Origin of the sequence: Nostocoides sp. HKS02 (assembly GCF_009707485.1) — a bacterium.
Taxonomy (GTDB): domain Bacteria; phylum Actinomycetota; class Actinomycetes; order Actinomycetales; family Dermatophilaceae; genus Pedococcus.
In genome coordinates this window covers 2,708,927-2,732,965 of sequence record NZ_CP046121.1, presented here as the reverse complement: position 1 = coordinate 2,732,965, position 24,039 = coordinate 2,708,927, and the positions used below count along the sequence as shown (strand labels likewise).

At 71.3% G+C, this 24,039-nt stretch carries 19 protein-coding genes and 2 pseudogenes; 6 read left to right on the top strand and 15 right to left on the bottom strand.

All coding sequences use genetic code 11. The features are described from left to right. Positions 1-37 precede the first annotated feature (37 nt). The 14 genes and pseudogenes from iolD to GKE56_RS13125 form a co-directional block, all read right to left on the bottom strand. Positions 38-1,996 (bottom strand): 3D-(3,5/4)-trihydroxycyclohexane-1,2-dione acylhydrolase (decyclizing), encoded by a 1,959-nt coding sequence (iolD, locus tag GKE56_RS13190; RefSeq protein WP_154684922.1) that lies wholly within the window; start codon positions 1,994-1,996, stop codon positions 38-40. Beyond that, positions 1,993-2,940 (bottom strand): 5-deoxy-glucuronate isomerase, encoded by a 948-nt coding sequence (gene iolB, locus GKE56_RS13185; RefSeq protein WP_154684921.1) that lies wholly within the window; start codon positions 2,938-2,940, stop codon positions 1,993-1,995. Before iolB ends, iolD begins: the two co-directional genes overlap by 4 nt. Continuing rightward, positions 2,937-3,857, bottom strand: a complete 921-nt coding sequence (locus GKE56_RS13180) for a deoxyribose-phosphate aldolase (RefSeq protein ID WP_154684920.1) — start codon at positions 3,855-3,857, stop codon at positions 2,937-2,939. Before GKE56_RS13180 ends, iolB begins: the two co-directional genes overlap by 4 nt. After that, a complete protein-coding gene (gene iolC, locus GKE56_RS13175) occupies positions 3,854-4,867 on the bottom strand; it encodes a 5-dehydro-2-deoxygluconokinase (RefSeq protein ID WP_154684919.1) in 1,014 nt (337 codons plus the stop codon). Before iolC ends, GKE56_RS13180 begins: the two co-directional genes overlap by 4 nt. A 2-nt stretch (positions 4,868-4,869) precedes the next feature. Further along, positions 4,870-5,769 carry a TIM barrel protein gene (locus GKE56_RS13170; protein WP_230208964.1) on the bottom strand — a complete coding sequence of 300 codons (900 nt, stop codon included), beginning with the start codon at positions 5,767-5,769 and terminating at the stop codon, positions 4,870-4,872. Between the two features lie 3 nt (positions 5,770-5,772). After that, positions 5,773-6,777 carry a Gfo/Idh/MocA family oxidoreductase gene (locus tag GKE56_RS13165; RefSeq protein ID WP_154684918.1) on the bottom strand — a complete coding sequence of 335 codons (1,005 nt, stop codon included), beginning with the start codon at positions 6,775-6,777 and terminating at the stop codon, positions 5,773-5,775. A gap of 70 nt (positions 6,778-6,847) precedes the next feature. Next, on the bottom strand, positions 6,848-8,608 hold the full coding sequence (locus GKE56_RS13160; protein ID WP_154684917.1) for a hypothetical protein: 1,761 nt from the start codon (positions 8,606-8,608) through the stop codon (positions 6,848-6,850). Beyond that, positions 8,553-10,475 (bottom strand): hypothetical protein, encoded by a 1,923-nt coding sequence (locus tag GKE56_RS13155; protein WP_154684916.1) that lies wholly within the window; start codon positions 10,473-10,475, stop codon positions 8,553-8,555. The genes GKE56_RS13160 and GKE56_RS13155 overlap by 56 nt, the downstream gene beginning before the upstream one ends. A 197-nt stretch (positions 10,476-10,672) precedes the next feature. Continuing rightward, positions 10,673-11,119 (bottom strand): 50S ribosomal protein L9, encoded by a 447-nt coding sequence (rplI, locus tag GKE56_RS13150; RefSeq protein WP_154684915.1) that lies wholly within the window; start codon positions 11,117-11,119, stop codon positions 10,673-10,675. A gap of 30 nt (positions 11,120-11,149) precedes the next feature. Next, positions 11,150-11,387, bottom strand: a pseudogene (gene rpsR, locus GKE56_RS13145) (30S ribosomal protein S18). A gap of 98 nt (positions 11,388-11,485) precedes the next feature. Next, complete coding sequence (locus tag GKE56_RS13140; protein WP_154684914.1) at positions 11,486-12,034, bottom strand: single-stranded DNA-binding protein; 549 nt, start codon at positions 12,032-12,034, stop codon at positions 11,486-11,488. A 66-nt stretch (positions 12,035-12,100) separates the two neighbouring features. After that, the gene (gene rpsF / locus GKE56_RS13135) at positions 12,101-12,388 is read right to left on the bottom strand and encodes a 30S ribosomal protein S6 (RefSeq protein ID WP_154684913.1); all 288 of its coding nucleotides are present in this window, start codon (positions 12,386-12,388) and stop codon (positions 12,101-12,103) included. A gap of 180 nt (positions 12,389-12,568) precedes the next feature. Then, positions 12,569-13,927 (bottom strand): glycosyltransferase 87 family protein, encoded by a 1,359-nt coding sequence (locus GKE56_RS13130; protein WP_154684912.1) that lies wholly within the window; start codon positions 13,925-13,927, stop codon positions 12,569-12,571. 47 nt (positions 13,928-13,974) lie between these two features. Beyond that, complete coding sequence (locus tag GKE56_RS13125; protein ID WP_154684911.1) at positions 13,975-16,170, bottom strand: transglycosylase domain-containing protein; 2,196 nt, start codon at positions 16,168-16,170, stop codon at positions 13,975-13,977. A 210-nt stretch (positions 16,171-16,380) separates the two neighbouring features. Between GKE56_RS13125 and GKE56_RS13120 the strand changes: the two genes are divergently transcribed. Together GKE56_RS13120 and GKE56_RS13115 are read left to right on the top strand one after the other, a co-directional pair. After that, on the top strand, positions 16,381-17,019 hold the full coding sequence (locus GKE56_RS13120; protein ID WP_154684910.1) for a PadR family transcriptional regulator: 639 nt from the start codon (positions 16,381-16,383) through the stop codon (positions 17,017-17,019). A gap of 3 nt (positions 17,020-17,022) precedes the next feature. Continuing rightward, positions 17,023-18,101, top strand: a pseudogene (locus GKE56_RS13115) (inositol-3-phosphate synthase). A 57-nt stretch (positions 18,102-18,158) separates the two neighbouring features. Here GKE56_RS13115 and GKE56_RS13110 read toward each other — a convergent pair. Further along, entirely contained in the window at positions 18,159-19,538 is a 1,380-nt protein-coding gene (locus GKE56_RS13110) for a CCA tRNA nucleotidyltransferase (RefSeq protein ID WP_154684909.1), read from the bottom strand. Between the two features lie 135 nt (positions 19,539-19,673). Here GKE56_RS13110 and GKE56_RS13105 point away from each other — a divergent pair, with 135 nt between their 5' ends. From GKE56_RS13105 to murJ, 4 genes are all read left to right on the top strand, one after another. Beyond that, entirely contained in the window at positions 19,674-20,159 is a 486-nt protein-coding gene (locus GKE56_RS13105; protein ID WP_154684908.1) for an NUDIX hydrolase, read from the top strand. Next, positions 20,159-20,305, top strand: coding sequence for a hypothetical protein (locus GKE56_RS13100; protein WP_154684907.1), 147 nt, complete (start codon positions 20,159-20,161; stop codon positions 20,303-20,305). Before GKE56_RS13105 ends, GKE56_RS13100 begins: the two co-directional genes overlap by 1 nt. Then, entirely contained in the window at positions 20,302-22,251 is a 1,950-nt protein-coding gene (locus GKE56_RS13095) for a DUF6049 family protein (RefSeq protein WP_370518402.1), read from the top strand. The genes GKE56_RS13100 and GKE56_RS13095 overlap by 4 nt, the downstream gene beginning before the upstream one ends. A 137-nt stretch (positions 22,252-22,388) precedes the next feature. Continuing rightward, a complete protein-coding gene (murJ, locus tag GKE56_RS13090) occupies positions 22,389-23,981 on the top strand; it encodes a murein biosynthesis integral membrane protein MurJ (RefSeq protein ID WP_195908120.1) in 1,593 nt (530 codons plus the stop codon). Positions 23,982-24,039: the final 58 nt, after the last annotated feature.

Sequence of the window (24,039 nt, the reverse complement as noted above, 5' to 3'; positions counted from 1 at the left end):
CGGGCCGACGCGCCGCAGGACACCGCGTCAGCTCGAGTCAGGCGGACGGCTCAGGATCGGATGGGGTGAGGAGGGGACGTTGCGCCGCCTGGTGTTCCACGTATGCCGCGTGCGCGGCCCGGGTGCTGTCGAGCTCGCTCACCTGGGCGACCGGGACGTCCCACCACGCGCCGCTGTCGGGAGCTGAGACGGTCGGGTCGGTCTCGACGTGGATGACGACCGGTCCGCCGTCGGCGGGGGCGGCCTTGGCCTCGCGGATCGCCACCTCCAGCTCCCCGATGCTGTGCACCTCGATGACGTGCGCCCCCAGGCTGCGGGCGTTGGCGGCGAGGTCGACCGGCAGGGCAGGCCCGTCGAGCCGACCGCTCTGCACGTCGCGGTAGCGGTACCTCGTGCCGAACCGCTGCGAGCCGAGCGAGTCCGAGAGCGCGCCGATCGAGTGGAACCCGTGGTTCTGCACGAGCACCACGATGACCTTGACGCGCTCCTGGACCGCGGTCACCAGCTCGGTCGGCATCATCAGGTACCCACCGTCACCGACCAGGGCGAACACGTCGCGGCTCTCGTCGGCCAGCCGCACGCCAAGCGATCCGGGCACCTCGTACCCCATGCAGGAGTAGCCGTACTCGACGTGGTACCCCTTCGGGTCGCGCACCCGCCAGAGCTTGTGCAGGTCACCGGGCATCGACCCGGCGGCGCAGAGCACGACGTCCCGCGGGTCGCTGAGCTCGTTGACGGCACCGAGCACCTGGGCTTGGGTGAGCAGGCCGGGGGCGAGCGCGCCGGTCACCTCGACCGGCGGGTGGTATGCCGCCTCGACCCTCGCGTCCCACGCCCGCCACAGCTCGCCCTGCCTCGCCCGGTAGGCGTCGTCGACGGCATACCCCTCGGTGGCTGCGGCGAGCGCGGCCAGTGCCTCTCTCGCGTCGGCGACCACGGCCAGCCCGGACTGCTTGCCCGCGTCGAACCCCGCAACGTTGAGGTTGACGAACCGGACGGCGGGGTCCTGGAAGGCCGTCCGTGACGCGGTGGTGAAGTCCGACCAGCGGGTCCCCACCCCGATGACGAGGTCGGCCTCCGCGGCCAGCGCGTTCGCCGCGGTGGTGCCCGTCGAACCCACCGCTCCCATGAGCTGCGGGTGGCCGTGTGGCAGCGACCCCTTGCCGGCCTGGGTCTCACCGACGGGTATGCCGGTCTGCTCGCACCAGTCCCGCAGCGCGGCTTCGGCGCCCGAGTAGTGCACCCCGCCCCCAGCGACCACGAAGGGGCGACGGGCGGCGCGCACGAGCTCGGCGGCAGCCGCGATGCGCGACGCCTCCGCCGGTGGCCGTCGCACGTGCCAGACACGCTCGGCGAACAGCTCGGCCGGCCAGTCGAATGCCTCTGCCTGCACGTCCTGCGGCAGGACGACGGTCGCGGCACCGGTCTCGGCCGGGTCGGTCAGCACCCGCATCGCGCCGAGCAGGGCGGCCGGGAGCTGCTCGGGGCGGCTGACCCGGTCGAAGAAGCGGGACAGCGGTCGGAAGGCGTCGTTGACGGTGACGTCCGCGGCATACGGCACCTCGAGCTCCTGCAGGACCGGTGCGGACACCCGGGTGGCGAACGTCCCGGAGGGCAGCAGCAGCACGGGGATCCGGTTGATGGTGGCCAGCGCCGCCCCGGTGAGCATGTTGGTCGAGCCCGGGCCGACCGACGCCGTGCACACCCAGGTCTGGAGCCGGTCCTTGTGCCGGGCGTACGCCACCGACGTGTGCACCATGGCCTGCTCGTTGCGGGCCAGGACGTACCGCAGGCGCTCGCCGGGCGGGGCGTGCAGCTCGTTCTCCAGCAGGGCCTGGCCGATGCCGGCGACGTTGCCGTGGCCGAAGATGCCGAAGCAGCCAGCGAACAGCTTCTGGCGCTCGCCGTCCCGCTCGGTCCACTGGTTCGCGAGGAACCGCACCGTCGCCTGCCCGACCGTGAGCCGCACCGTGCCAGTCACGGCACCGCCGCTCATCGGGGACCGCCGAACGGGAGGCGCGGATCGACCGCCTGCGACGACCAGGTCTCGCGCACCCAGGCGTGCGCCGGGTCGTCGCAGATCAGCCACGCGCGGTCGGCGCCCGGCCCGGCCATGACGTTGAGGTAGTACAGGTCGTAGCCGGGCGGCGCCATGGCCGGCCCGTGCCACCCGTGCGGCACGAGCACCACGTCACCACTTCGCACTTCGGCCAGCACGTCGATCGGGCGCTCGCCGGTGCCGTAGACCTGCAGGTACCCACACGGCTCGGCACCGACTGGAGCCTGTGGTGCGGCCTGCACCTCGACGTAGTAGATCTCCTCGAGCTGCGCCTCCACCCCGGGTCGCTCCTCGTCGTGCTTGTGCGGCGGGTAGGAGCTCCAGTTGCCGGCCGGCGTGAGGACCTCGCAGGCGATCAGCGAGTCGGCGCCGAGCACCCCGGGCACGCCGAAGTTGCGCACCTCCCGGCTCGCCTGACCGGCTCCCCGCAGCTCCACGGCCACCTCCTCGCGGCGCACGTGCCGCACCGCTGGAGTATGCCGCGTCGCCGCCGTGGCACCGCAGACGACCACCCGCGCCGGACCCGCGTCGGCGGTCACCGTGAAGCCGAGGTCCCGGGCGACGTAGGCCACGTCCGTGGGGCCGTCGAACACCGAGGGCCGACCCGTCAGCGCGATGACCTCGATGAGCTCGGGTTCGTTCGCCACGACCGCGGCAGGGTTCGGGTCCTCGACCCGCACGCTCACCGACCCCGACAGCGGCACCACGACGTGCTCGCGGGCGCCGCTCGCGATGGTGCGGTGCTCCCCCTCGGCCAGCGACACGGCATACAGGGCGGTGTGCGCCCAGCCATCGACCGCCTCGTCGATCGCGACGTCCCAGCCGTCCCGGGCCGCCGCCCCGAGCGGGCGCACCCAGCGGGCGTTGTCGACGCCGGTCACGCGCCGGCACCCATGCCGTGGGTCAGGCCGCTGGCAAGGTCGACGGCGGCTGCGACGTCGCCGTCGGGCGGGTAGAGGAGGGCGCGCCCCACGACCAGGCCGCGCACCGCCGGTAGCTCGAGCGCGCGGGCCCACGCGGCATACGTCTCGTGCGGGTCGCCCACGGGGTCGCCGCCGAGCAGCAGGGTCGGCAGCGTCGTGGCATCCATGACTCGTTCGAGGTCGGCCACCACGGGCAGCTTCAGCCAGGTGTGGGCGCTGGAGGCACCGAGCCCTGCCGCGACGTGGATCGACCGGATCGTCGAGTCGGGGTCGAGCAGGTTGACGACCCGGCCGGCGCGACGCTCGGAGAGGAACGGCTCGATCAGCGCCATCAACCCCGCTTCGGCGAGCTCGGTGACGGCGGCCGCGGACGCCTCGAGGGTGGCGGCGGTGCCGGGGTCGTCGAGCGCGATCCGGGTCAGCATCTTGCCGCCCTCGAGGCCGCAGGCGGCGATCTGCTTCACGCCGTATGCCGTGAACCGGTCGTCGAGCTCGAAGCAGGCCCCCTGGAGACCGCCGCGGTTCATCGACCCGATCGCCACCTTGCCCTCGAGGACCCCGAGGAGGAGCAGGTCGTCGAGGATGTCCGGCGTGCCGAGCACCCCGTCGACGCCGGGTCGGCGCAACGCCGTCACGAGTCGCTCGAGCAGGTCGCTGCGGCTGGCCATCGCGTGCGCGTCGTCGCGTACGCCGAGCGCACCGCGCGCCGGATGGTCGGCGGCGACGATGAGGAGCCGACCGTCCGGACCGACCAGGTCACGTCGCTGGCGCAACGCCCACGCCGCGGCGATGCGCCCAGGTTCACGGACCCGGAGCTCGGTGAGGTCGGCGACCGGGATCCCCGGGGTCGTCGGCACCGGCCCACCAGTCGTCATCGGGTCTCCTGTGCGGCGCCCTGGGGTCGCGCGGCACCGAGCAGCTGCTCCACCGCGGCGGTGGTCGGCATGGCGCTCGAGCACTCCAGCTGGGACGCGACGATGGCGCCCGCGACGTTGGCGAACTCGATCACTCGGCGCAGGTCCCACCCCGCCAGCAACCCATGACACAGCGCCCCGCCGAAGGCGTCGCCGGCACCGAGACCGTTGACGACCTCGACCGGGAAGGCGGGCACCTCGACGCGCTCGGACGCGGTCGCGGCCAGCACCCCTCGGGGCCCTTGCTTGACCACCGCGAGCTCGACCCCGCGCTCGAGCAGGGCGTCGGCCGCGCGCCCCGGGTCGGTCTCACCCACCGCGACCTCGCACTCCTCGCGGTTCCCCACGGCGACCGTGACATGGTCGAGCGCCTTGCCCACCTGGGCGCTGGCCTCGGTGGCGTCGGGCCAGAACATGGGCCGGTAGTCGAGGTCGAGGATCGTCGGTGACCGGCGTCCCCGGGCCTGCCACGCCGCGAAGTGCGCGGCCCGGCTCGGCTCCTGCGACAGCCCGGTGACGGTGGACCAGAAGATCCCGGCGGACTCGATGGCGGCCAGCGGCAGGTCTTCAGCGGCGATCATCAGGTCGGGCGCGATCGGGTAGCGGTAGAAGTACAGCGGGAAGTCGTCCGGGGGGAACACCTCGCAGAACGTCACGGGTGTCGGTGGGCCGTCGACCGCACTCACGAACCTGTCGTCCACCCCGAACCCGCGCAGCGCCTGGTGGATGTAGCGCCCGAACGCATCCCGACCGGTGCGGGTGACCAGCGCGGTGCGTCGGCCGTGGCGCGCCGCCGCGACGGCGACGTTCGTGGCGCTGCCCCCGAGGAACTTCTCGAACGTGCGGACGTCCTCCAGCCCGACGCCGTGCTGGAGCGGGTAGAGGTCGACCCCCGTGCGGCCCATCGCCACGACGTCGTATGCCGCCGCGGTCGGCGGCGCGGGTGCGGCAGGGCCGGCGTCGGTCGACATCCTCAGACCCCGACGCCGGAGTGGCGCGCCTCGTGCGCGAGCAGGAAGTCCAGGCTCGTCGCGACGTCTGCCGCGGGACCCTCACCCTGTGGTGGCCCGGCGAGGATGGTGTCCTGCTCGAGGACGTACCACCCGGCATACCCGTGGTCCTCCAGAGCGCTGACGATGGCGCCGAGGTCGACGTCGCCCTCGCCGAGGGGCACGTACATGCCACCGGCGACGGCCTCGGTGTAGGTGACCTCGCGGGAGCGCACCCGCTGCGCCCAGTCGAGCCGGACGTCCTTGAGGTGCACGTGGGCGATCCGGCCGGGGTGACGCTGCGCGACGGCGACGGGGTCACCGCCGCCGATGAGCAGGTGACCGGTGTCCAGGCACAGGCCGATGCTGCTGCCGGCCAGCACCCGGTCGGTGTCCTCGCCGGTCTCGACCATGGTGCCGACGTGCGGATGGAGCGTCGCGACCAGGCCGCGGGAGGTGGCCGCCGTGGCGAGCCGGTCGAGGTTTGCGAGCAGGGTCGTCCAGCCGGGCTCGTCGAGCACCGGGCGCGCGTCGTACCCCTCGGCCCCGGTGGCGGCGGCGAGCACGACGGTCGATGCGCCCGCCGCGACGAGCGCGTCCATCGCCAGGTCGACCTCCGGCACCGGGTCGTGGCCCGGGTCGTGGAGCACCACCGGCAGGAACTGCCCCACTGCTTCGAGCCCGTGGTCCGCGAGCACCCGGACCTTGTCCTCGGAGGCGGCCGGCAGGAAGCCGTCGGGGCCGAACTCCGTCGCTGCGAGCCCGAGCTCGGCCATCTGCGCCAGCACCACCGACGGCTCGAGCTGGTGTCCCCACCCGGGGACCTCGCAGACCCCCCAGGAGATGGGGGCGCCGGCGATGCGGTCGGACAGGGCCTTGGCCACGGGTCAGGCTCCCTTGATCTCGGTGAGGTCGACGGGGCGACGCTGCACCCTGGACAGCTCGCAGGCCTCAGCGGTGCGGAACGCCTGGAGCGCGTCGTCGACGGTGCAGGGGCTGGGGATCCGACCGGCCGCCACCTCGAGGAAGGCCGCCAGCTCGGCACGGTAGGCCGGGAGGAACCGCTCCATGAACGACGGCGCTGGCGGACCAGCCGGGAAGTCGACGCCGTCCTCCAGCGAGCGCAGCGCCAAGGAGTCGTCGAGACCGACGGCCACAGCGCCCTTCTCGCCCATGACCTCCATGCGCACATCATGGCCGCCACCGTTGTACCGCGAGGACGACACGAGCACGAGCGTGCCGGTGTCGAGGGTGAGGATGGCCGCGCCGGTGTCCACGTCACCGGCCTCGGTGAAGAACGCGGCGCCCTGGTTGGCCCCGGTGGCGTAGACCGAGACGACCTCGCGGCCCGTGACGAACCGAACGATGTCGAAGTCGTGGACGTTGCAGTCGCGGAAGATCCCACCGCTGGTGGGGATGTATGCCGCGTGCGGAGGTGCCTGGTCGAGAGTGTTCGCGCGCACCGTGTGGATGAAACCGAGCTCCCCGGACGCGACCGCTGCGCGGGCCCGGCGGTACCCCGTGTCGAAGCGCCGCTGGAACCCCACGTGGACCGGGACGTCCGATGCCGATGCGAGCCCGGCGAGCTCGATCGTCTCCTCCAGGCTCGCGGCCACCGGCTTCTCACAGAACGTGGGGATGCCGGCCGCCAGGCCCCGGCGTAGCAGGGGCGCGTGGCCCGGAGTCGCGGTGGCGACGACCAGGGCGTCGATCCCGCTGCCGAGCAGTGCCGTCGCATCCGCTGCGTGCTCGAGGCCGTGCTCGGCAGCGACCCGTTCAGCCAGCTCGGGCACGAGATCGGTGACCACCACCTCCTCGACGGCGTCGAGGCTCAGCAGGGTCTGGGCGTGGAAGGCGCCGATGCGCCCTACGCCAGCAAGTCCGATCCTCATGCCGCGCTCCGTCCACGTCGCACTCGTCAACGGACCTCAGCGTACGGCGACCAGTGCCACCGGGGTCCACTCAGGGAGCAGGCGCACCCACGGCGACGTCGTCCACGTGGACCCCGTCCCACCCAGTGGTCGAGGAGCAGATCGGTCCGCCGAGCCCCGAGCACAGCGAGTCGGACACGAAGTGGAACCGCACCTGCACCGATCCGCCGGGAGAGGTGAACGGCACGGCATACCGGCTCCACCCCGGTGCCCCGGTGTTCTTGCCGGAGAAGGTGCCGAGGGCGTTCCAGGTGGTCCCGTCACTGCTCCACTCCGCAGCCACGCTGTCGAAGCCCGCCTCCGTGTCAAGGCGCATCCACCACTGCAGGACCGTCGGACCAGCCGGAGCGGTGATCTTCGGCGACGCGAGGGTGGCGTCCATGGTGTCGAGGTAGCCGGTCGGACCACTGACGGCAAAGGCGTTGCCGGAGGGGTTCTCCGCAGCATCGGTGCCGTGGCCCGGGGTTCCGCGCAGCCACGTCGGGGTGCCGCCCGTCGTCCAGGACTGCGCGCCGGACTCGAAGTCGTACGACGCGTAGGCCGTGCCCACACTCGGGGTGGGGGTGGGCGGCGGGTCGACGGGGACCGGGAGCGTCTTCGCGAAGTGGTAGGTCCAGACCCCACGACCGAAGACGGCGACGACCGCGGTGTTCGGGTCACCGGGCTTCAGCGCGATGCTCGAGACGGCGGTGGCCGGGATGTCCTTGAGCGGTGCGAAGGTCGGGGTCGCGTACGCCCCACCGGTCTGCGAGGCGAAGGCACCCACGTCGGTGGCGACGAGGAGCTGGTCGCCGCGCAGCTCGACCCAGGAGGCCGGAGAGTCCGGCAGGTTGCCGGTGACGTCGGTGAAGGTCTGGCCGGCGTCGGTCGAGCGGAAGACGTGACCGGTGCCGATCGCGGCGTTCGCGTCGCCCACGGCGCCCGGCGGCAACCACCGGCGGGTGTAGCCACCGAGCGTCACGAAGACGTTCTTCGGGTTCCGGGGGTCGATGGCGACCGAGGTGATGTAGCGGTTCGGCAGCCCCTGGGCGGCGGCCACGTGCCACCCCTTGCTGGTGCCCTTCTCCGGTGCCGCGGCGCCGCCCACGTTGGTGGCCAGGCCGTTCTGGAACAGGTTCGGTGTCGGCCCGAGCTTGTTGAGGGTGTCGCACTGGCCGCAGAAGCCCACGTATGCCGCCGCGCCCTGCACGTCGACCGCGGACATCGAGTTGTCGGGGTCGGTGGCGCTCGAGGTCGCGCCCGGGTCGCCCGGGTGGGAGCGGGTCCCGAGGTTGTAGACGGTGCGCCAGGTCGTGGTCGCCGGGGTCGAGCTGTCCGCTGCCGTCTGCCCGCTCGTGGTGTCGGGACCCTTGAGGGTCTCGACCACCTCACGGCCGGCGGTGAGCAGGTGGGTGGCGTCGGTCGGGTCCATGGCAAACGGCGTGGAGAACTTCGCCGACGTGAGGGTCGGGTCGATGCTCTTCCACGACGTGCCACCGTCGGTCGTCACCGAGATGGCGCCGTTGGTGTACTCCTCGTAGGCGGTCGTGGACGTGTTCGGGTCCACCGCGGAGAAGAACCCGTCGCCGCCGTAGGTCTCGTACTGCTTCTGGTCGACCGGGTCGATGCGCAGGTTGCCGTTGTCCTGCAGCCCCGCCCAGACCGTGCCGTCCTTGGCCATGGCGGCGTAGTACGGCATCAGGGTGTGGAACCCGTCGTTTTCGCCGAGGCCCCAGTGCCCGTTGTCGAGCTCGCTGTCAGGGTCGGTGTCGAAGCCGTAGCGGTAGACGCCGCCGTCGTTGCCGACGAACAAGCTGGACCCCGCCCTTGACACTCGGGTCGGGCACCCACAGGCCGGCGTGCTGGTCGGGGTGCGTGGTGAGGTTGTCGTCGAGCGGTTCGCGGTCGGTCGGGCAGGCCGGAAGCCCGGTCGAGAGCAGCTGGCACGACTGGCCGGCGAAGTACTTGGCGACCACGCGGAACTTGGCCGGCACGGTGCCGTCCAGGGGGACCACCGCGGTGTTCGCGGCCTCGTTCGACCAGATCTCCTCGAGCCCGAAGGCCAGTCGAGTCGGGGCGCCCGTGGCGGTCTGACGGGTGGGGTCAGGCTGCACCCAGAGGTTGTACCAACCCTGGACACCGGGCTGGTACCCCGTGGCCGTGCCGACGCCGACCAGGGCCGAGCTCGTGGTGGGGTCGGTGGCCAGCTCGGTCCCGGTGGCGAGCTCGGTCCACGTGGTCCCGAAGTCGCGCGACACGTACAGGCCGTTGAGCACCGTGGTGCCGATCGGTGACTTCTGGCCGGCGGGCGCGTCGATGCCGGCCACCCCGCCGTTGTTGAGCAGCGTCGCGTCCTGGACGAGGGCGTAGAGGACGTCGTGGTCCTGCGCCGCACCGACCGCGTTGCCCAGCTTGACCCGCCCGATCCGGTCCTGGGGGGCGAAGCCCGACGTCACGACCTTGGTGAAGGTGTTCGCGCTGCCGGAGGTCGACCGGTACACGCCGTTGTTCGGTGACTGGATCGAGCCGTCCGGGTTGGCCTTCTGGCCCCCGCGCCACCCGACGGTGGCCACGACGGTGCCAGCCGGGGTGGTCGTCCCCACGCCGCCACCCTTGGCCACTACGACGTCGGTGACCACGTTGGCGAGGGCGCACTCCGGGCGCGCCTTGGTGTCGGTCACGCCGGAGCACTCACCGGTGGGCAGGTTCGCGTTGACGTAGCTCTTGCCCCCGTCGGTGGAGGCGAACAGGCCGAGCTGGGTCGCGGCATACACCTTGAGCGGGTTGCCCGGGTCGACCGCGAGCCCGAACCCGAGCCCGCCGTCGGGCACCCCGGCCGCCTTGGTCCAGGTGCTGCCGAGGTCGGTCGAGTAGTACGCGCCGAGGCCGGTGAACGCCGAGGCGCCGAACGTCGGCTCACCCGTCAGCGCGAGCAGCGTGCCCTTGCCCGCGGGCGACCACGCGACGGCCCCGGTGACCGAGGTGGGCAGGTTGCCGTTGGCGCTGGTCCAGGTCTTGGCCTTGTCGTCCGAGCGCCAGATTCCGCCGTTGCCCACAGCGGCGAACAACCGCCCGGCGGCCGGGTCCCAGGCGAACGAGTCGACCCGCCCCGAGTTGTACACCAGGCCCAGGCCGTTGACGTGGGGGTACCGCGGGTCGTTCACGATGAGCGGCCCCTTGCCGTATGCCGCGCCGGTGCCGTCGCTGCCGGTCACGGCCCCGGCGCGCATCGCCTGGCGCTGGCTCACCGCCGCGGCGGCGGCTCCGTCGGCCCAGCTGCCGTAAGGAGCCATCCTTGGGATGGCGCGGGCGCCGAAGAGGGCCAGCACCTCCTTGAGCGACTCGGGCCGCTTGGTGCGCACGCAGTACGACGACCACTCGTTCTGTGGGACGGAGGCCAGCGGTGGGACTTCGGCCGTCGCCTCGCGGGCCAGTTCCTTCTGCTCTGCCCCGGTGAGCTCGCGGAAGGCCTCGCGGACCCAGCCGCCGCCCTTCCCCGCATCCTCGGCGCGCATCTCCGCGCGCACCTCGCTGAGCACCGAGTCGACCGGGGAGAAGCCGGGTGCGCAGCTGGCCGCCACGGCCGGTTGCTCGTGAGCCTGCTGGGCCACCACCGCCCCGGCGACGGCCAGCACGGCCACGATCGGGAGGACGAGGTGACGGCGGGACGGAGTGCGCACGCTGACTCCTTGCGGAGAAGGCGGTCAGGGGCGACCGCGGTCGAGCCCGGGCGACATCGACCCGAGTGAAACGCACAACGACGCAGGGGGCTCACAGGTCACGTTCAGGATGACTGCAGGTTTTGAGCCGGTCCCGGGGGACGCGACGAGGCCGCCATCCCGAAGGAGTGGCGGCCTCGTCGGTGCAGCGTGGCAGGTCAGCCGGCGACGACGTCCAGCGTCACCGTGGCCTGCACCTCGGGGTGCAGTCGGACCAGCGCCTGGTGGCTGCCGACCGACTTGATCGGGTGGGTGATCTCGATCTTGCGGCGGTCGAGCTCGGGGCCACCGGCAGCCTTGACGGCTGACGCGACGTCGGTGGTCGACACCGCGCCGAACAGGCGGCCGCCCGCACCGGCGTGGGCCACGACCTTGACGGCCTTGTTCTCGAGGTTGCCCTTGATGGACTTGGCTTCCTCGAGCGTCTTGACGGCGCGGACCTCACGGCCCTTGCTGATCGCCTCGACCTGCTTCTGCCCGCCCTTGGTCCACGCGGTGGCCAGGCCACGGCGGAACAGGAAGTTGCGGGCGTAGCCGTCCTTGACCTCGACGACATCGCCGGGGTTGCCGAGACTAGACACCTCGTGGGTCAAAATTACGCGCATGACCTTCTCCTTTGGTCTGGGGTGCCCGGCTCAGCGGGACGAGCTCGAGTAGGGCAGCAGCGCCATCTCGCGGGCATTCTTGACCGCGGTGGCGATGAGCCGCTGCTCCTGGACGGACACGCCGGTCACCCGACGAGCGCGGATCTTGCCGCGGTCGGAGATGAACTTGCGCAACAAGCGCGGTGTCCTTGTAGTCGATGTTCTCGACCTTCGCCGCCTTGAGCGGGTTGGCCTTCTTCTTGGGCTTGCGCACAACGGGCTTGGCCATCGTGGTGCTCTCCTTCTGCTGAGTGTCTCAGCGGATGAGCCCTGGTCTCCCAGGGATGGTGTGTTCGAGGTGTTTCTGGAAAGGGTCTGACTGGCCGGTCAGAAGGGCGGCTCGTCGTAGGACGGCGCTCCGCCGCCCCACCCGCCACCCTGCTGGCCACCGGACTGGGGAGCCGCAGCAGGAGCGGACGACGGGCCGGTGGCCCAGGGGTCCTCCTGCTGGCCACCCTGACCGCCGCCCTGCTGGCCGCCACCGGAGAAGCCGCCACCACCCGCTCCGCCGCGCTGGGTCTTGTTGACCTTCGCGGTGGCGTAGCGCAGGGATGGGCCGACCTCGTCGACCTCCATCTCCATGACGGTGCGCTTCTCGCCCTCTTTGGTGTCGTACGAGCGCGACTTCAGACGGCCGGAGACGATGACCCGAGTGCCCCGCTGGAGCGACTCGGCGACGTTCTCGGCCGCGTCACGCCACACCGAGCAGCGCATGAACAGCGTCTCGCCGTCCTTCCACTCGTTGGACTGCCGGTCGAACTGGCGCGGCGTGGAGGCCACGGTGAAGTTCGCGACGGCAGCGCCCGAGGGAGTGAAGCGCAGCTCAGGGTCGCCGGTGATGTTGCCGATGACGGTGATGACGGTGTCGCCAGCCATGAAGCAGTCCCCTGTTCGTTTGGGTCAGGTGGTGGAGCCGGTGGTCCGGATCAGATCAGGTGCAGCTCAGGCGCCGGGGCGCAGGAGCTTGGTACGCATGACCGACTCGTTGAGGCCGAGCTGACGGTCCAGCTCCTTGGCCGTGGCCGGCTCCGCGGTGAAGTTGACGACGGCGTAGATGCCCTCGGACTTCTTCTTGATCTCGAAGGCAAGACGACGACGGCCCCAGATGTCGACGTTGTCGACGGTGCCGTTGTCCTTGGTCACGACGGTGAGGAACTTGTCGAGCGACGGCGCGACGGTCCGGTCGTCGAGCTCGGGGTCGAGGATGACCATGAGTTCGTACTGACGCATGCTGATAACCCGCCTCCTTTGGTCTATGGCGGTCACGGTCTCTCCGTGACAGGAGGGTTGCAGTGCGATCCCCCCGAGCAGACCAGGGCCAGAGTGACCGGTATGCCGGGGAGGAACGGCACAAGGGTACCGGGCGGTGGCGACAACGCCGAATCGCTGTCCACAGCGCTTCGGCGCTGGTCAGCCGACCCGCACGACGAAGCGGTCAGGGGTGTCCTGGGCGTCCCCGAGGTCGCCGGCCAGCTCGTCCAGCTCGTCGTCCCTCTCGTCGTCCCGCTCACCGTCCCTCTGGGTGGCGGTGCGCCACACGCGCCAGGCCAGGTAGCCGACGCCGATCAGCCGGAGCACCAGGAACACGGCATACCAGCCGGCGGGCAGGCCGCGCTCGGGTCTGGACAGGCCACCGACGTAGAGCCAGACGGTGACGAAGTGCAGGGCTTCGGCGCCGGCCCACAGGAGGTGGTCGCGCCAGCGCAGGCCGCACAGCGCGACGAGGGGTACGAGCCACAGGGACGACTGGACCGGGAAGCTCTTGCCGGTGACCAGGGCCAGGGCGACCAGGACGAGGCTCACCTCGGCGAGGGTCGGGCGGCGCGGGGTGGACCACGCGAAGAGGCACCCGGCAAGAACCGCCAGCACCAGGCCCAGGATCGCCAGGACCGTGACCGCGCCGGCCGGCAGGACCTTCCCGGTCATGAGCTGCGGCAGCATCCACAGCGACCCCAACCCGGCTGCGCTGTCGAGCCACACCTGCAGGAACCGCAGGATCGCGGAGGGGTGGCCGACGACGAACGGCAGCAGCACGACGATCACCGCGCCAGCGGCCGCGGCGAGGGCCCGGCCCACCGACGCGAGGCGGCCGGCGCGCGCGCCGAGCAGCACCAGCGCCAGCAGGACCAGCAGCGGGTAGACCCGCGCGCTCACGGCGAGTCCGAGCAGGGCGCCGGCCAGCACGGGCCGACGTCGACCCCAGGCCCAGATGCCGGCGCTGACGAGGGCGACGCCGAACAGGTCGGCCGAGATCAGCGCGGTCATGAGCAGGACGGGACTGAGTGCGACCTGGGCGGCGTCGGCCACGTGGCGCGGCCGGGAGGCAGCCACGAACCAGACGACGGCGAGCGCGAGCACCACCCCGACCACGGCCCAGAGCCCGAAGTACCAGCGGGTCTGGCCCAGCAGCGTGCCGTTCGGCACGAGGCCACCCAGCATCGCCATCACCGAGCCGGTCAGGACGGGGTGGTCGCTGGTGACCCCGCTGCCGGCGACGTACCCGGACAGGCCGCGGTGCAGGTGGCCGAGCTGGTAGAGCGCCGGCAGGTCGGAGAAGCACCCGTGCCAGAACTGGTCCGAGCCGGTCCACCCCTGCTGGATGCAGTGGGCGCGCTCCACGACCGACAGCGCCATCGTCAGTGCTGTCGCCACGAGCAGTGGCACCAGTGTCGCCAGCCAGGAGGCGGCCCGACCGGAGGCGTGGCGACCGAGCGGCCCGCCGGCGAACGCCAGCGAGCCGCGTGACAGCGGGTCGGTCGATCGGGTCATGGGGTGGCTGAGGTCACTGGGTCACTGAGGTCACTGGGTCACTGAGGTCACTGGGTGGTCGTGGAGTTCTGCGGTTTGCCGAGGATGGTGATCGTCCCAGTCGTCGGCGGGCCGGTGGGCGTCGGGACCGGGCCATGCGTCTTGGTCGTCGTAGTGGTCGTGGTCGGCGGCGCGGTGGTCGTCGTCGTGGTGGTCGTGGTGGTGGTGGAGGTCGTCGTCGTGCTCGTCGTCGTTATGGTCGGGATGACGACCTTGTCGTCACCCACCCCGGCGCGCGCCGGGAAGTCGATGACCTTCTGGCCCTGGAGGGCGAGCTTCATGTAGTCGGTCCAGATCCGGACCGGGATCGTGCCACCGGTGAGCTCGCCAACCCCGGGGACGTGGTTCATCGACAGCTCGGCTCCGCCCTTGCCGCTGCTGTAGATGCCGACCGCGGTCTCGAGCTGGGGGACGAAGCCGTTGAACCACGCCGCCTTGTTGTCGGTGGTCGTGCCCGTCTTGCCTGCGGCCGGGCGGCCGAGGTTCTGGGCGTAGGTCGCGGTGCCGATCTTCACCGGCTGCTGGAGCGCGTCGATGGTGTCGGCCATGACCTTCTTGTCGAAGATCGACTTCGGGGCGGGCTTGGCCGTGTAGTCCAGCCCGCCGGGGCCGCCCTTGACGCTCTTGATGAAGTAGGGCGACACGCGCTGGCCCTGGGCGGCGATGGTGGCGTAGGCGTTCGCCATGTCCATCACGTGCTCGTGCGAGGTGCCGAAGACGTTCGAGTAGGTGGCGTTCTGGGCCTTCTCCGGCAGGCCGGCGGCCACGGCAGCGGCCTTGGTCTTGTCGGGCCCGACCTTGATGTTGAGCTGGGCGTAGACCGTGTTGACGGAGTGCCCGGTCGCGGTCCGCAGGTCGATGTCGCCGAACTGCTCGTTGCTGAAGTTCGCCACCCGTCCACGGCGCTGCGCGTCGGTGGTGCCGTTGCTGTCGGCGTACTGGGGGAAGTACTGGGGGCTGAACCCCTTGAACCGGGTCTTGGTGCTGATGTCCTGCTGGAGGGCGGCGATCAGGGTGAAGGCCTTGAACGTCGACCCGGCCTGCATCTGCGCCTGGGTCGCGGTGTTGAACTGGTTCTTCAGGTAGTCCGCCCCGCCGTACATCGCGACCACCGCTCCGTCGCCGGGCTTGATGGAGGTCAGGCCGACGCGCAGGGTCTCGGTGCCAGGCCCCTTGGGCATGTCGGACTTGATGGTGTCGATCGCGGCCTGCTGCGCCCGCTTGTCGATCGTCGTGACGATGCGGTAGCCACCCCGGTCGATGTCGGCATCGGTGAGCTTCAGCTTGGACTTCAGCTCCCGCTTCACCGCGTCGGTGATGAAGCCGTTGGGCCCGCTGGTGGCCTTCTGCGTCGAGCGCGGGATGGTCGTCGGGAACTTGGCCTGCGCGGCCTGGGTCGAGGTGATCCACCCCTCCTTGACCATGCCGTCGATGACGTACTTCCACCGGGCCTCGGCGTTGGCCTTCTGCTGGGGGCCCAGGCGCGGGTCGTAGAACGACGGGCCACGGATCACCGAGGCGAGCAGCGCGCCCTGCGAGACGTTCAGCTGGGAGACGTCCTTGCCGAAGTACGCGCGCGACGCCGTCTCGACCCCGTACGCCCCGCGCCCGTAGTAGATGGTGTTGAGGTAGTTCTCGAGAATGGTGCTCTTGGACTCCTGCTTGGCGATCTTGATGGAGATGATGATCTCCTTGCCCTTGCGCGTGAGGGTCTGGTCCTGTGACAGGAAGTAGTTCTTCACATACTGCTGGGTGATCGTCGACCCACCCTGGGTCGAACCACCGCGCAGGGCCACCCACACCGCGCGGGCGATGCCGCTCGGGCTGATGCCGGAGTTCTGGTAGAAGTTGCGGTCCTCTGCGGCGAGGTGGGCCTCCTGCACGAACTTGGGCACCTTCGACAACGCGACCGACTCGCGGTTCACCTGGCTGATCCGGTCGATCTCGGTCTTGCCGTCGGAGTAGTAGATGATCGACGCCTGGGCGCTCGCGAGGTCGTTGGGCTGCGGCGTCTTGATCGTCGCGTAGGCCACGAAGAACGCGATGAGCAGCAGCAGCAGGCCACCCAGGACCGTCAGGCCGACGATCTTCGCCCACTTCGTCTTCCGGCTGCCCCCACCCGTGGTCTTGGCGCTCGTGGACCGGCGCCGGCTGGGTGCCGCGCCGGTGGCCTGGGCTCGGGTCTGGGGACGTGAGGAACTCATGTGACCTTCTCGATCGGCATACAGAAGTCACGCAGGGAACCCGCGTGAACTGTGCTCAGTATGACCGCTGGGCCTGAGAAGACCCATTCGTCCCGGCGTGGTGCGGCGCACACCCGTGCCCCAGAGGTCGCGATTGGATATATCGCGCCGATATATCTGGGGTGGTACGCTCAGGCCCGTTCCCCAGCCGTGTGAAGGAGGTGCCCCGCCATGAGCCGACGCTCAGAGCTGCTCGAGTTCGCTGTCCTCGGACTGCTGCACGAGAGCCCCATGCACGGCTACGAGCTGCGCAAGCGCCTCAACGCCGCGCTCGGTGTGTTCCGGGCACTCTCCTACGGGACGCTGTACCCCTGCCTGCGCGGGCTGCTCGACCGCGGCTGGATCACCGAGGCCACCGGACCGCGGGCCACCGCGGCCGCGACGGCGGGCTCCAAGCGGGCCCGCATCGTGTACGAGCTCACCGCCGAGGGCAAGGAGCAGTTCCAGGAGCTGGCCAAGCAGGCAGGGCCCACCGCCTGGGAGGACGACACGTTCGACGTCCACTTCGCGTTCTTCGCCCGGACCGAGGCCGAGGTCCGGCTGCGCATCCTCGAGGGGCGACGCAGCCGCCTCGAGGAGCGCCTGGCCAACATCCGCACCACCTCGGCGAAGAACCGCGAGCGCATCGACTCCTACACCGCTGCCCTCCAGCAGCACGGCGAAGACGCCGCGGAGCGCGAGGTGCGCTGGCTCAACGAGCTGATCACGGCCGAACGCAACATCCCCGAACGCACCATCCCCGCCGCACCGGCCACGCGGCACACCCCGAGCAGCACCACCACCGCAAGCCCCACCCGAAACAAGGAGTAACACATGGGATCCGTGCGCGTCGCCATCGTTGGCGTCGGCAACTGCGCCAGCTCGCTGGTTCAGGGAGTCGAGTACTACAAGGATGCTGACCCCGCCGGCGTTGTGCCCGGGCTCATGCACGTCATGTTCGGCGAGTACCACGTCAACGACGTGGAGTTCGTCGCGGCGTTCGACGTCGACGACAAGAAGGTCGGCAAGGACCTGTCCGAGGCGATCAACTCCTCGGAGAACAACACCATCAAGATCGCGGACGTGCCGACCACCGGCGTCGAGGTCCAGCGCGGTCACACCCTCGACGGTCTCGGCAAGTACTACCGCCTGACCATCGAGGAGTCCGGCGCCACCCCGGTCGACATCGTCCAGGTCCTCAAGGACACCCGGGCCGACGTGCTCGTGTCCTACCTGCCGGTGGGCTCGGAAGAGGCCGACAAGTTCTACGCACAGTGCGCCATCGACGCGGGCGTGGCCTTCGTCAACGCGCTGCCGGTGTTCATCGCCTCCGACCCCGAGTGGGCGGCGAAGTTCGAGGCTGCTGGCGTGCCGATCATCGGTGACGACATCAAGAGCCAGGTCGGTGCCACCATCACCCACCGCGTCATGGCGAAGCTGTTCGAGGACCGCGGCGTCGTGCTCGACCGGACGTACCAGCTCAACGTCGGCGGCAACATGGACTTCAAGAACATGCTCGAGCGCGACCGCCTCGAGTCGAAGAAGATCTCCAAGACCCAGGCCGTCACCTCCAACCTCGGTCACGACCTCGGTGCGAAGAACGTCCACATCGGCCCGTCCGACTACGTCCAGTGGCTCGACGACCGCAAGTGGGCCTACGTCCGCCTCGAGGGTCGCGCGTTCGGTGACGTCCCGCTGAACCTCGAGTACAAGCTCGAGGTCTGGGACTCCCCCAACTCGGCCGGCATCATCATCGACGCCATCCGTGCGGCGAAGATCGCCAAGGACCGCGGCATCGGCGGCGCGCTGATCAGCGCCTCGTCGTACCTCATGAAGTCCCCCCCGTGCAGCGCGAGGACACCGAGGGCCGCGCCAAGCTCGAGGCCTTCATCGCAGGCACCGAAGAGCGCTAGGACCACACGCAAAGGGGCACCCGTTCGCGGGTGCCCCTTTTCGTATGCCGCGAGCGGTCAGGACTGGGTGGACTCCGGCTGGGCGGCCCACCACTCGCGCAACGCGGCCTCAGCCGCCTCGCGACCGATGACGCCGCGGTCCAGCCGGACCTCCAGCAGGTAGGCGTAGGCCCGACCGAGCACCGGGCCCGGACGAATGCCGAGCACCTGGGCGATCTCGTTGCCGTTGAGCTCGGGGCGGACCTTGGCGAGCTCCTCCTGCTCGAGGAGGGCCCCGATCCGCCGCTCGAGCTCGTCGTAGGTGCGCGAGAGTCGAGCCGCCTTCTGGGCGTTGCGGGTCGTCGAGTCCGAGCGGGTCAGCCGGTGCAGGCGCGGCAGGAGCGGGCCGGCGTCGGTGATGTAGCGGCGGACGGCCGAGTCGGTCCACTGCCCCTCGCCGTAACCGTGGAAGCGCAGGTGCAGCTCGACCAGGCGCGACACCGCCTTGACGGTGTCCTTGTCGTAGCGCAGGGCCTTCAGGCGCCGGGCCGCGAGCTTGGCCCCGACCACCTCGTGGTGGTGGAACGACACCCCGCCGCCGGGCTCGAACCGGCGGGTGGCGGGCTTGCCGACGTCGTGCAGCAGCGCCGCCAGCCGCAGGACCAGGTCGGGGCCGGGCACCGACTCGGGCGGGCCGGTGGCAGGGCCCTCCAGGGCGATGGCCTGGTCGAGCACCGTGAGCGAGTGCTCGTAGACGTCCTTGTGACGGTGGTGTTCGTCGACCTCGAGCTTGAGGGCGGGGAGCTCGGGAAGGACCAGCTCAGCCAGGCCGGAGTCCACCAGCAGGCGCAGGCCGGCGCGCGGACGGGGCGCGAGCAGCAGCTTGGTCAGCTCGTCGCGGACCCGTTCGGCCGACACGATCTCGATCGAGGAGGCCATGGCCTGCATGGCCGTCCGAACCTCCGGGGCCACCTCGAACCCCAGCTGGGCCACGAACCGGGCCGCCCGCATCATCCGCAGCGGGTCGTCGCCGAACGACACCTGCGGCGGTGACGGGGTCCGCAGCACGCGCGCCGCGAGGTCGGCCAGCCCGGCATACGGGTCGACGAACTCCATGCTCGGCAGGCGCAGCGCCATCGCGTTGACCGTGAAGTCGCGGCGCACGAGGTCGTCCTCGAGGTTGTCGCCGAAGGCGACCACCGGCTTGCGCGTCTGGCCGTCGTAGGCGTCGGCGCGGTAGGTCGTCACCTCGACGGTGTGCGCGCCGTGCCGGGCGCCGATCGTGCCGAACTCGCGGCCGACGTCCCAGTGGGAGTCGGCCCAGGCCTTGAGGATCGTCGCCGTCTGCTCCGGCGACGCGTCGGTCGTGAAGTCGAGGTCGGGCGCGCGTCGGCCGAGGAACGCGTCGCGGACCGGGCCCCCCACGAGGGCGAGCTCGTGACCGCCCGCCGCGAACAAGCTCGCCGAGCTCGGTGAGCACGGGCAGCACCGGCGCCAGCTGGGCGACGGCGCGCTGCAGCAGGGCGCGCTGCGGCTCGCGGGGATCGGCGGTGGACATGAGGGTCAAGGGTAGGGCGTCGTTAGAGTGGCGGGGTGACCTCCCCTGCACGCGACCCGGAGCGGCTCGCCCGGCGCCTGCCCGCGGTGGAGGAGCGCTCCGCAGGGGGAATCGTCGTCGACGTGCACGACGGCGAGGCGCGGATCGCGGTCATCGCGCGCCGCAACCGGGCCGGCCGCATCGAGTGGTGCCTGCCCAAGGGACACATGGAGCTCGGCGAGACGCTCCAGCAGACCGCGGCCCGCGAGGTCGCCGAGGAGACCGGCATCGAGGGCCGGGTGCTGACCGAGCTCGGCACCATCGACTACTGGTTCGCGACCAGCGACCGGCGCATCCACAAGTACGTGCACCACTACCTCCTCGAGGCCACCGGCGGCCACCTGACCATCGACAACGACCCCGACCACGAGGCGGTCGACGTGGCGTGGCTGCCGCTGCGCGAGGCGCACGAGCACCTCACCTTCCCCAACGAACGACGCATCGCGCGGCAGGCGTGGGCGCGCCTCCACGGGGACGGCTGATGCGCCTTCCCGTTGTCTGCCGCGTGGTCACGTCGGCGCTGCTCAGCGTGCCGCTGCTCGCGACGACGGCGTTCGCCGTTCCGGCGCTGCCCGAGCACCTGCCCGCGGACCCCCCGGCGCCCTGCCCGCGACGACCCCCGCGGTGACGTCGGGCGTGACCTTGGAGCTCGCGTCGGTGAGCCCCGCCGTGGTGCTCCCCGGCACCAAGCTCGTGATCTCGGGGGTCATCCACAACGCCACGGCCACCGCCCTGCCCAAGCCGGTGATCCGCCTGGTCGCGCGCGAGGTGAACCTCAACCGCGACGAGGTGCGCGAGTGGGCCACGGCCACCGGGCCGGCCGAGGGCGCCGAGGTCGGTCGCACCGCCCTGTCGTCCGCCCTGACCCCCGGCGCCTCGGCGCCGTTCAAGATCACCGTGGCTGGTCTGGCTGGGCGGGGCCCCTCGACCTACGGAGCCCTGCCGCTCAGCATCGAGACGGGCGGCACGAGCCTGCGCACCTTCGTCGGGTACCAGCGGCTCAAGCAGTACCAACCGATGTCGATCGCCTGGGCCGCCCCGTTGACCCTCGACCCCGACCCGAACCTCTTCGCGCAGGACGGCCCCGACCGCGAGGTCGCCTGGGCCCAGGCCCTCGGGCCACAGTCACGTCTCAGCCGGGTGCTCGACGCGACGTCGGACGCGCCCGTGACCTGGGCGGTCGACCCGACGCTGACGCCCTCGCTGCTGCCCGCCTCGGTCGACACCGTGCCCACGACGACCCAGGAGTCCGTGCTGCGGGCCACGACGGAGGCGCGGATCACCACGGGTGCCGCACGGCATACACCCTGGGTGCTTCCCGACACCGATGCCGACGTGGGGACGCTGACCGGGTCCGGCGAAGGCCAGTCGCTCATGGCGACGCTGATCGGCCGGGCCGCGACCGTGGCCGACGCGCTCGGCGGCCGCGCGGACGTGGCCTGGCCCGCCGACGGCGGATCCACGACGAGCACCGAGGCCGGCCTGCGGGCGTTGTACCGCACCCCACCGCTCGCCGGACAGGTGACGCCCGCGTCGAGCCGCTCGGGGGGCGTCGGTGCCACGCCCGGTGCCGCCCAGCGCAGCACCAGCGGACTGCCGCTGCTCGCCTACGACGACGGGCTCAGCGCGCTGCTGACCCGCACCACGTCCCCGTCCGAGGGCGCCCTGAGTGCCCAGCAGTTCATCGCGGAGTCGGCGGCCATCCTCAACGAGCTCCCCGGCACCCAGGGCCGGACCCTGCTGGTGGCCGCGCCCCGGACGTTCAACCCCGACCCGGACACCGCGAAGGCCTTCTTCGCCGCCGCGGCGAGCGTCCCCTGGCTCGTCCCCACGACGACGAACGCCGAGCTCGCGTCCGCGCGCACGGCGGTGCCGAGCGCGGCGGCGCCCGTGACCAAGCCGGCGAACCCGCAGCTCGCGGCCAGCCCGGCCATCCTGACCCCGGCCCGGATGTCCGGCCTCGAACAGACGCTGCGCACGGTGCGAGGGGTCGCCCAGGTCCGCGAGGACGGAGCCCGCTTCGCCCGGGTCTGGGCCCGGTCCGCCGAACAGCTGGCCTCGACCCGCTGGCGCTCCTCGCCCGTCGCCTGGAACACCGTCAACGGGCGGATCCTCGCCGCCGCCCAGCAGACGACCACCGCGGTCAAGGTCTCCGCCAGCACCATCAACTTCCTCGCCGACACCGGCCGGCTCCAGATCACCGTGACCAACGGCCTCGACGTGCCGGTCCGCGACGTCAAGCTCACGGTCGAGGCGTCCAACCCGCGACTGCGCATCGACAGCCAGCCCCCCGTGGTGCGGATCGGGGCCAACAGCAAGGCCACGGTCAACGTCGGGGTCACGGCCCTCGCCGCCGGCGTGGTCCCGCTGCGCACCACCCTGACCACTCCTGACGGCACGGTCATCGGGCAGGGTGCCGACGTGCAGGTTCGGGTGACCCCGACGGGCGACTGGGTCTACTGGGTGCTCGGCGGCCTCGCCGGGATCATCCTGGTGCTCGGCATCGTCCGCTCGTTCACCCGACGCCCCCGCTCCCGACCGGCAGAGCCCCTGCCCCGGAAGGCTCGCCCATGACCGACTCCTCAGGCGCACCTGGCTCACCTGGCTCACCTGGCTCACCTAGCTCCCCGAGCTCCTCAGGCGCACCCGGCTCAGCAAGGTCTGCCGGCGCCCGCAGCTCCGAGGCGAGCCTCGCCCGGTCCAGCGCGGTCATGGCCGCCGGCACGGTGGTCTCCCGGGTGCTGGGCTTCGCCAGGGCGGCGCTGCTCGGCGGCACGCTTGGCATCGGGCTCTCCGCCGACGCGTTCCAGGTGGCCAACACCCTGCCGAACCAGTTCTACCTGCTGCTTGCCGGTGGCGTGCTCAACGCCGTCCTCGTCCCGCAGATCACCAAGGCGGCCAGCCACGACGACGGCGGCCACCGGTTCGTCAACCGCCTGCTCACCCTCTCGCTGACGATCCTCGTCGCGGCCACCGTGGTGGCGACCCTCGCGTCACCGCTGCTCGTGCGGATCTTCGCCACGCACGGCTGGGACTCCCACGCCCTGGGGCTCGCGACGGCGTTCGCCTTCATCTGCCTGCCCCAGGTCCTGTTCTACGGGCTCTACACGCTCTTCGGCCAGGTCCTCAACGCCCGCGGCCAGTTCGCGGCCTACATGTGGGCGCCGGCCCTGGCCAACATCGTGGCCATCGCCGGGCTGTTGTGGTTCCAGGCCAGCTTCTCCAGCAAGGTGCCCGTGAGCGGCTGGACGCCCCAGATGGTCTGGGTGCTGGCCGGGACCTCGACTCTCGGGGTGGCCGCCCAGGCCGTCGCCCTGTGGCTGCCCCTGCGGGCCAGCGGTTTCCGGTACCGACCGGTGTGGGGGTTCCGCGGCGTGGGTCTGCGCAGTGCGTCCCGGGTGGCCGGCTGGACCTTCGCGGCGGTGGCGCTCAGCCAGCTCGGCTACGTCGTCACGTCCCAGGTGATGACGCGGGCCGGCCACCTCCTCGACGTCCGCGGGCAGTCCGGGGCCGGCCTCGCGGCATACGGCTATGCCTTCCTGCTGTTCATGCTCCCGCACTCGCTCATCACGGTCTCGCTGGTCACGGCGCTGTTCACCCGGCTCTCGCACGCGGCGCACCAGGGCGACCGCGCGGGCGTGGTGGCCGACCTCAGCCGCGGGCTGCGCATGCCCGCCGTGCTGCTGGTGCCGGGGTCGGTGGCGATGGTGCTGCTGGGGACGCAGGCGGCTCGGGTGGCGTTCTTCGACAACTCGGCCGTCGAGAGCCGGGCCATCGGTCAGGTCATGATCGCGATGATGGTGGGGCTGGCGCCGTTCGGGTGGCTGTACCTCGTCCAGCGGGTGTTCTACGCGTTCGAGGACGCCAGGACGCCGTTCTACCTGCAGGTCGTCGTCACGGTGGTGGCCACCCTCGCCAACCTCGTCGGAGCCGTCGTCGACCCCGCCCACACCGGGGTGGTCGTCGGCATCGGCCAGACCCTGAGCAACCTCGTCGCGGCCCTCGTGGGGTTCGTGCTGCTCCGCCGAAGGCTCGGCTCGCTCGACCTGTCCAGCAGCGTGCGGACCTACCTGCGCCTGTTCGTGGCCTCACTGGTCGCGGCGGCGCTGACCTGGGTCGTGCTGATGCTGCTCGGGGCCGCCGGCTTCGCCGCGACGCGCTGGTCGGGGGCGCTGACCCAGCTGGTCGTCGGCGGGGGCGTCTTCGTGGTGGCGGCCCTCGTCCTCGCCCACGTCATGCGGGTCGAGGAGGTCGGCCAGCTGCTCGACCCAGTTGTGCGGCGCGTCCGCCGGCGCCCGTCGTGAGTGGCCACACCCTAGGATGAGGCCGGCACCAGCGGTGATTCCCGCGGCGATTTCCCAG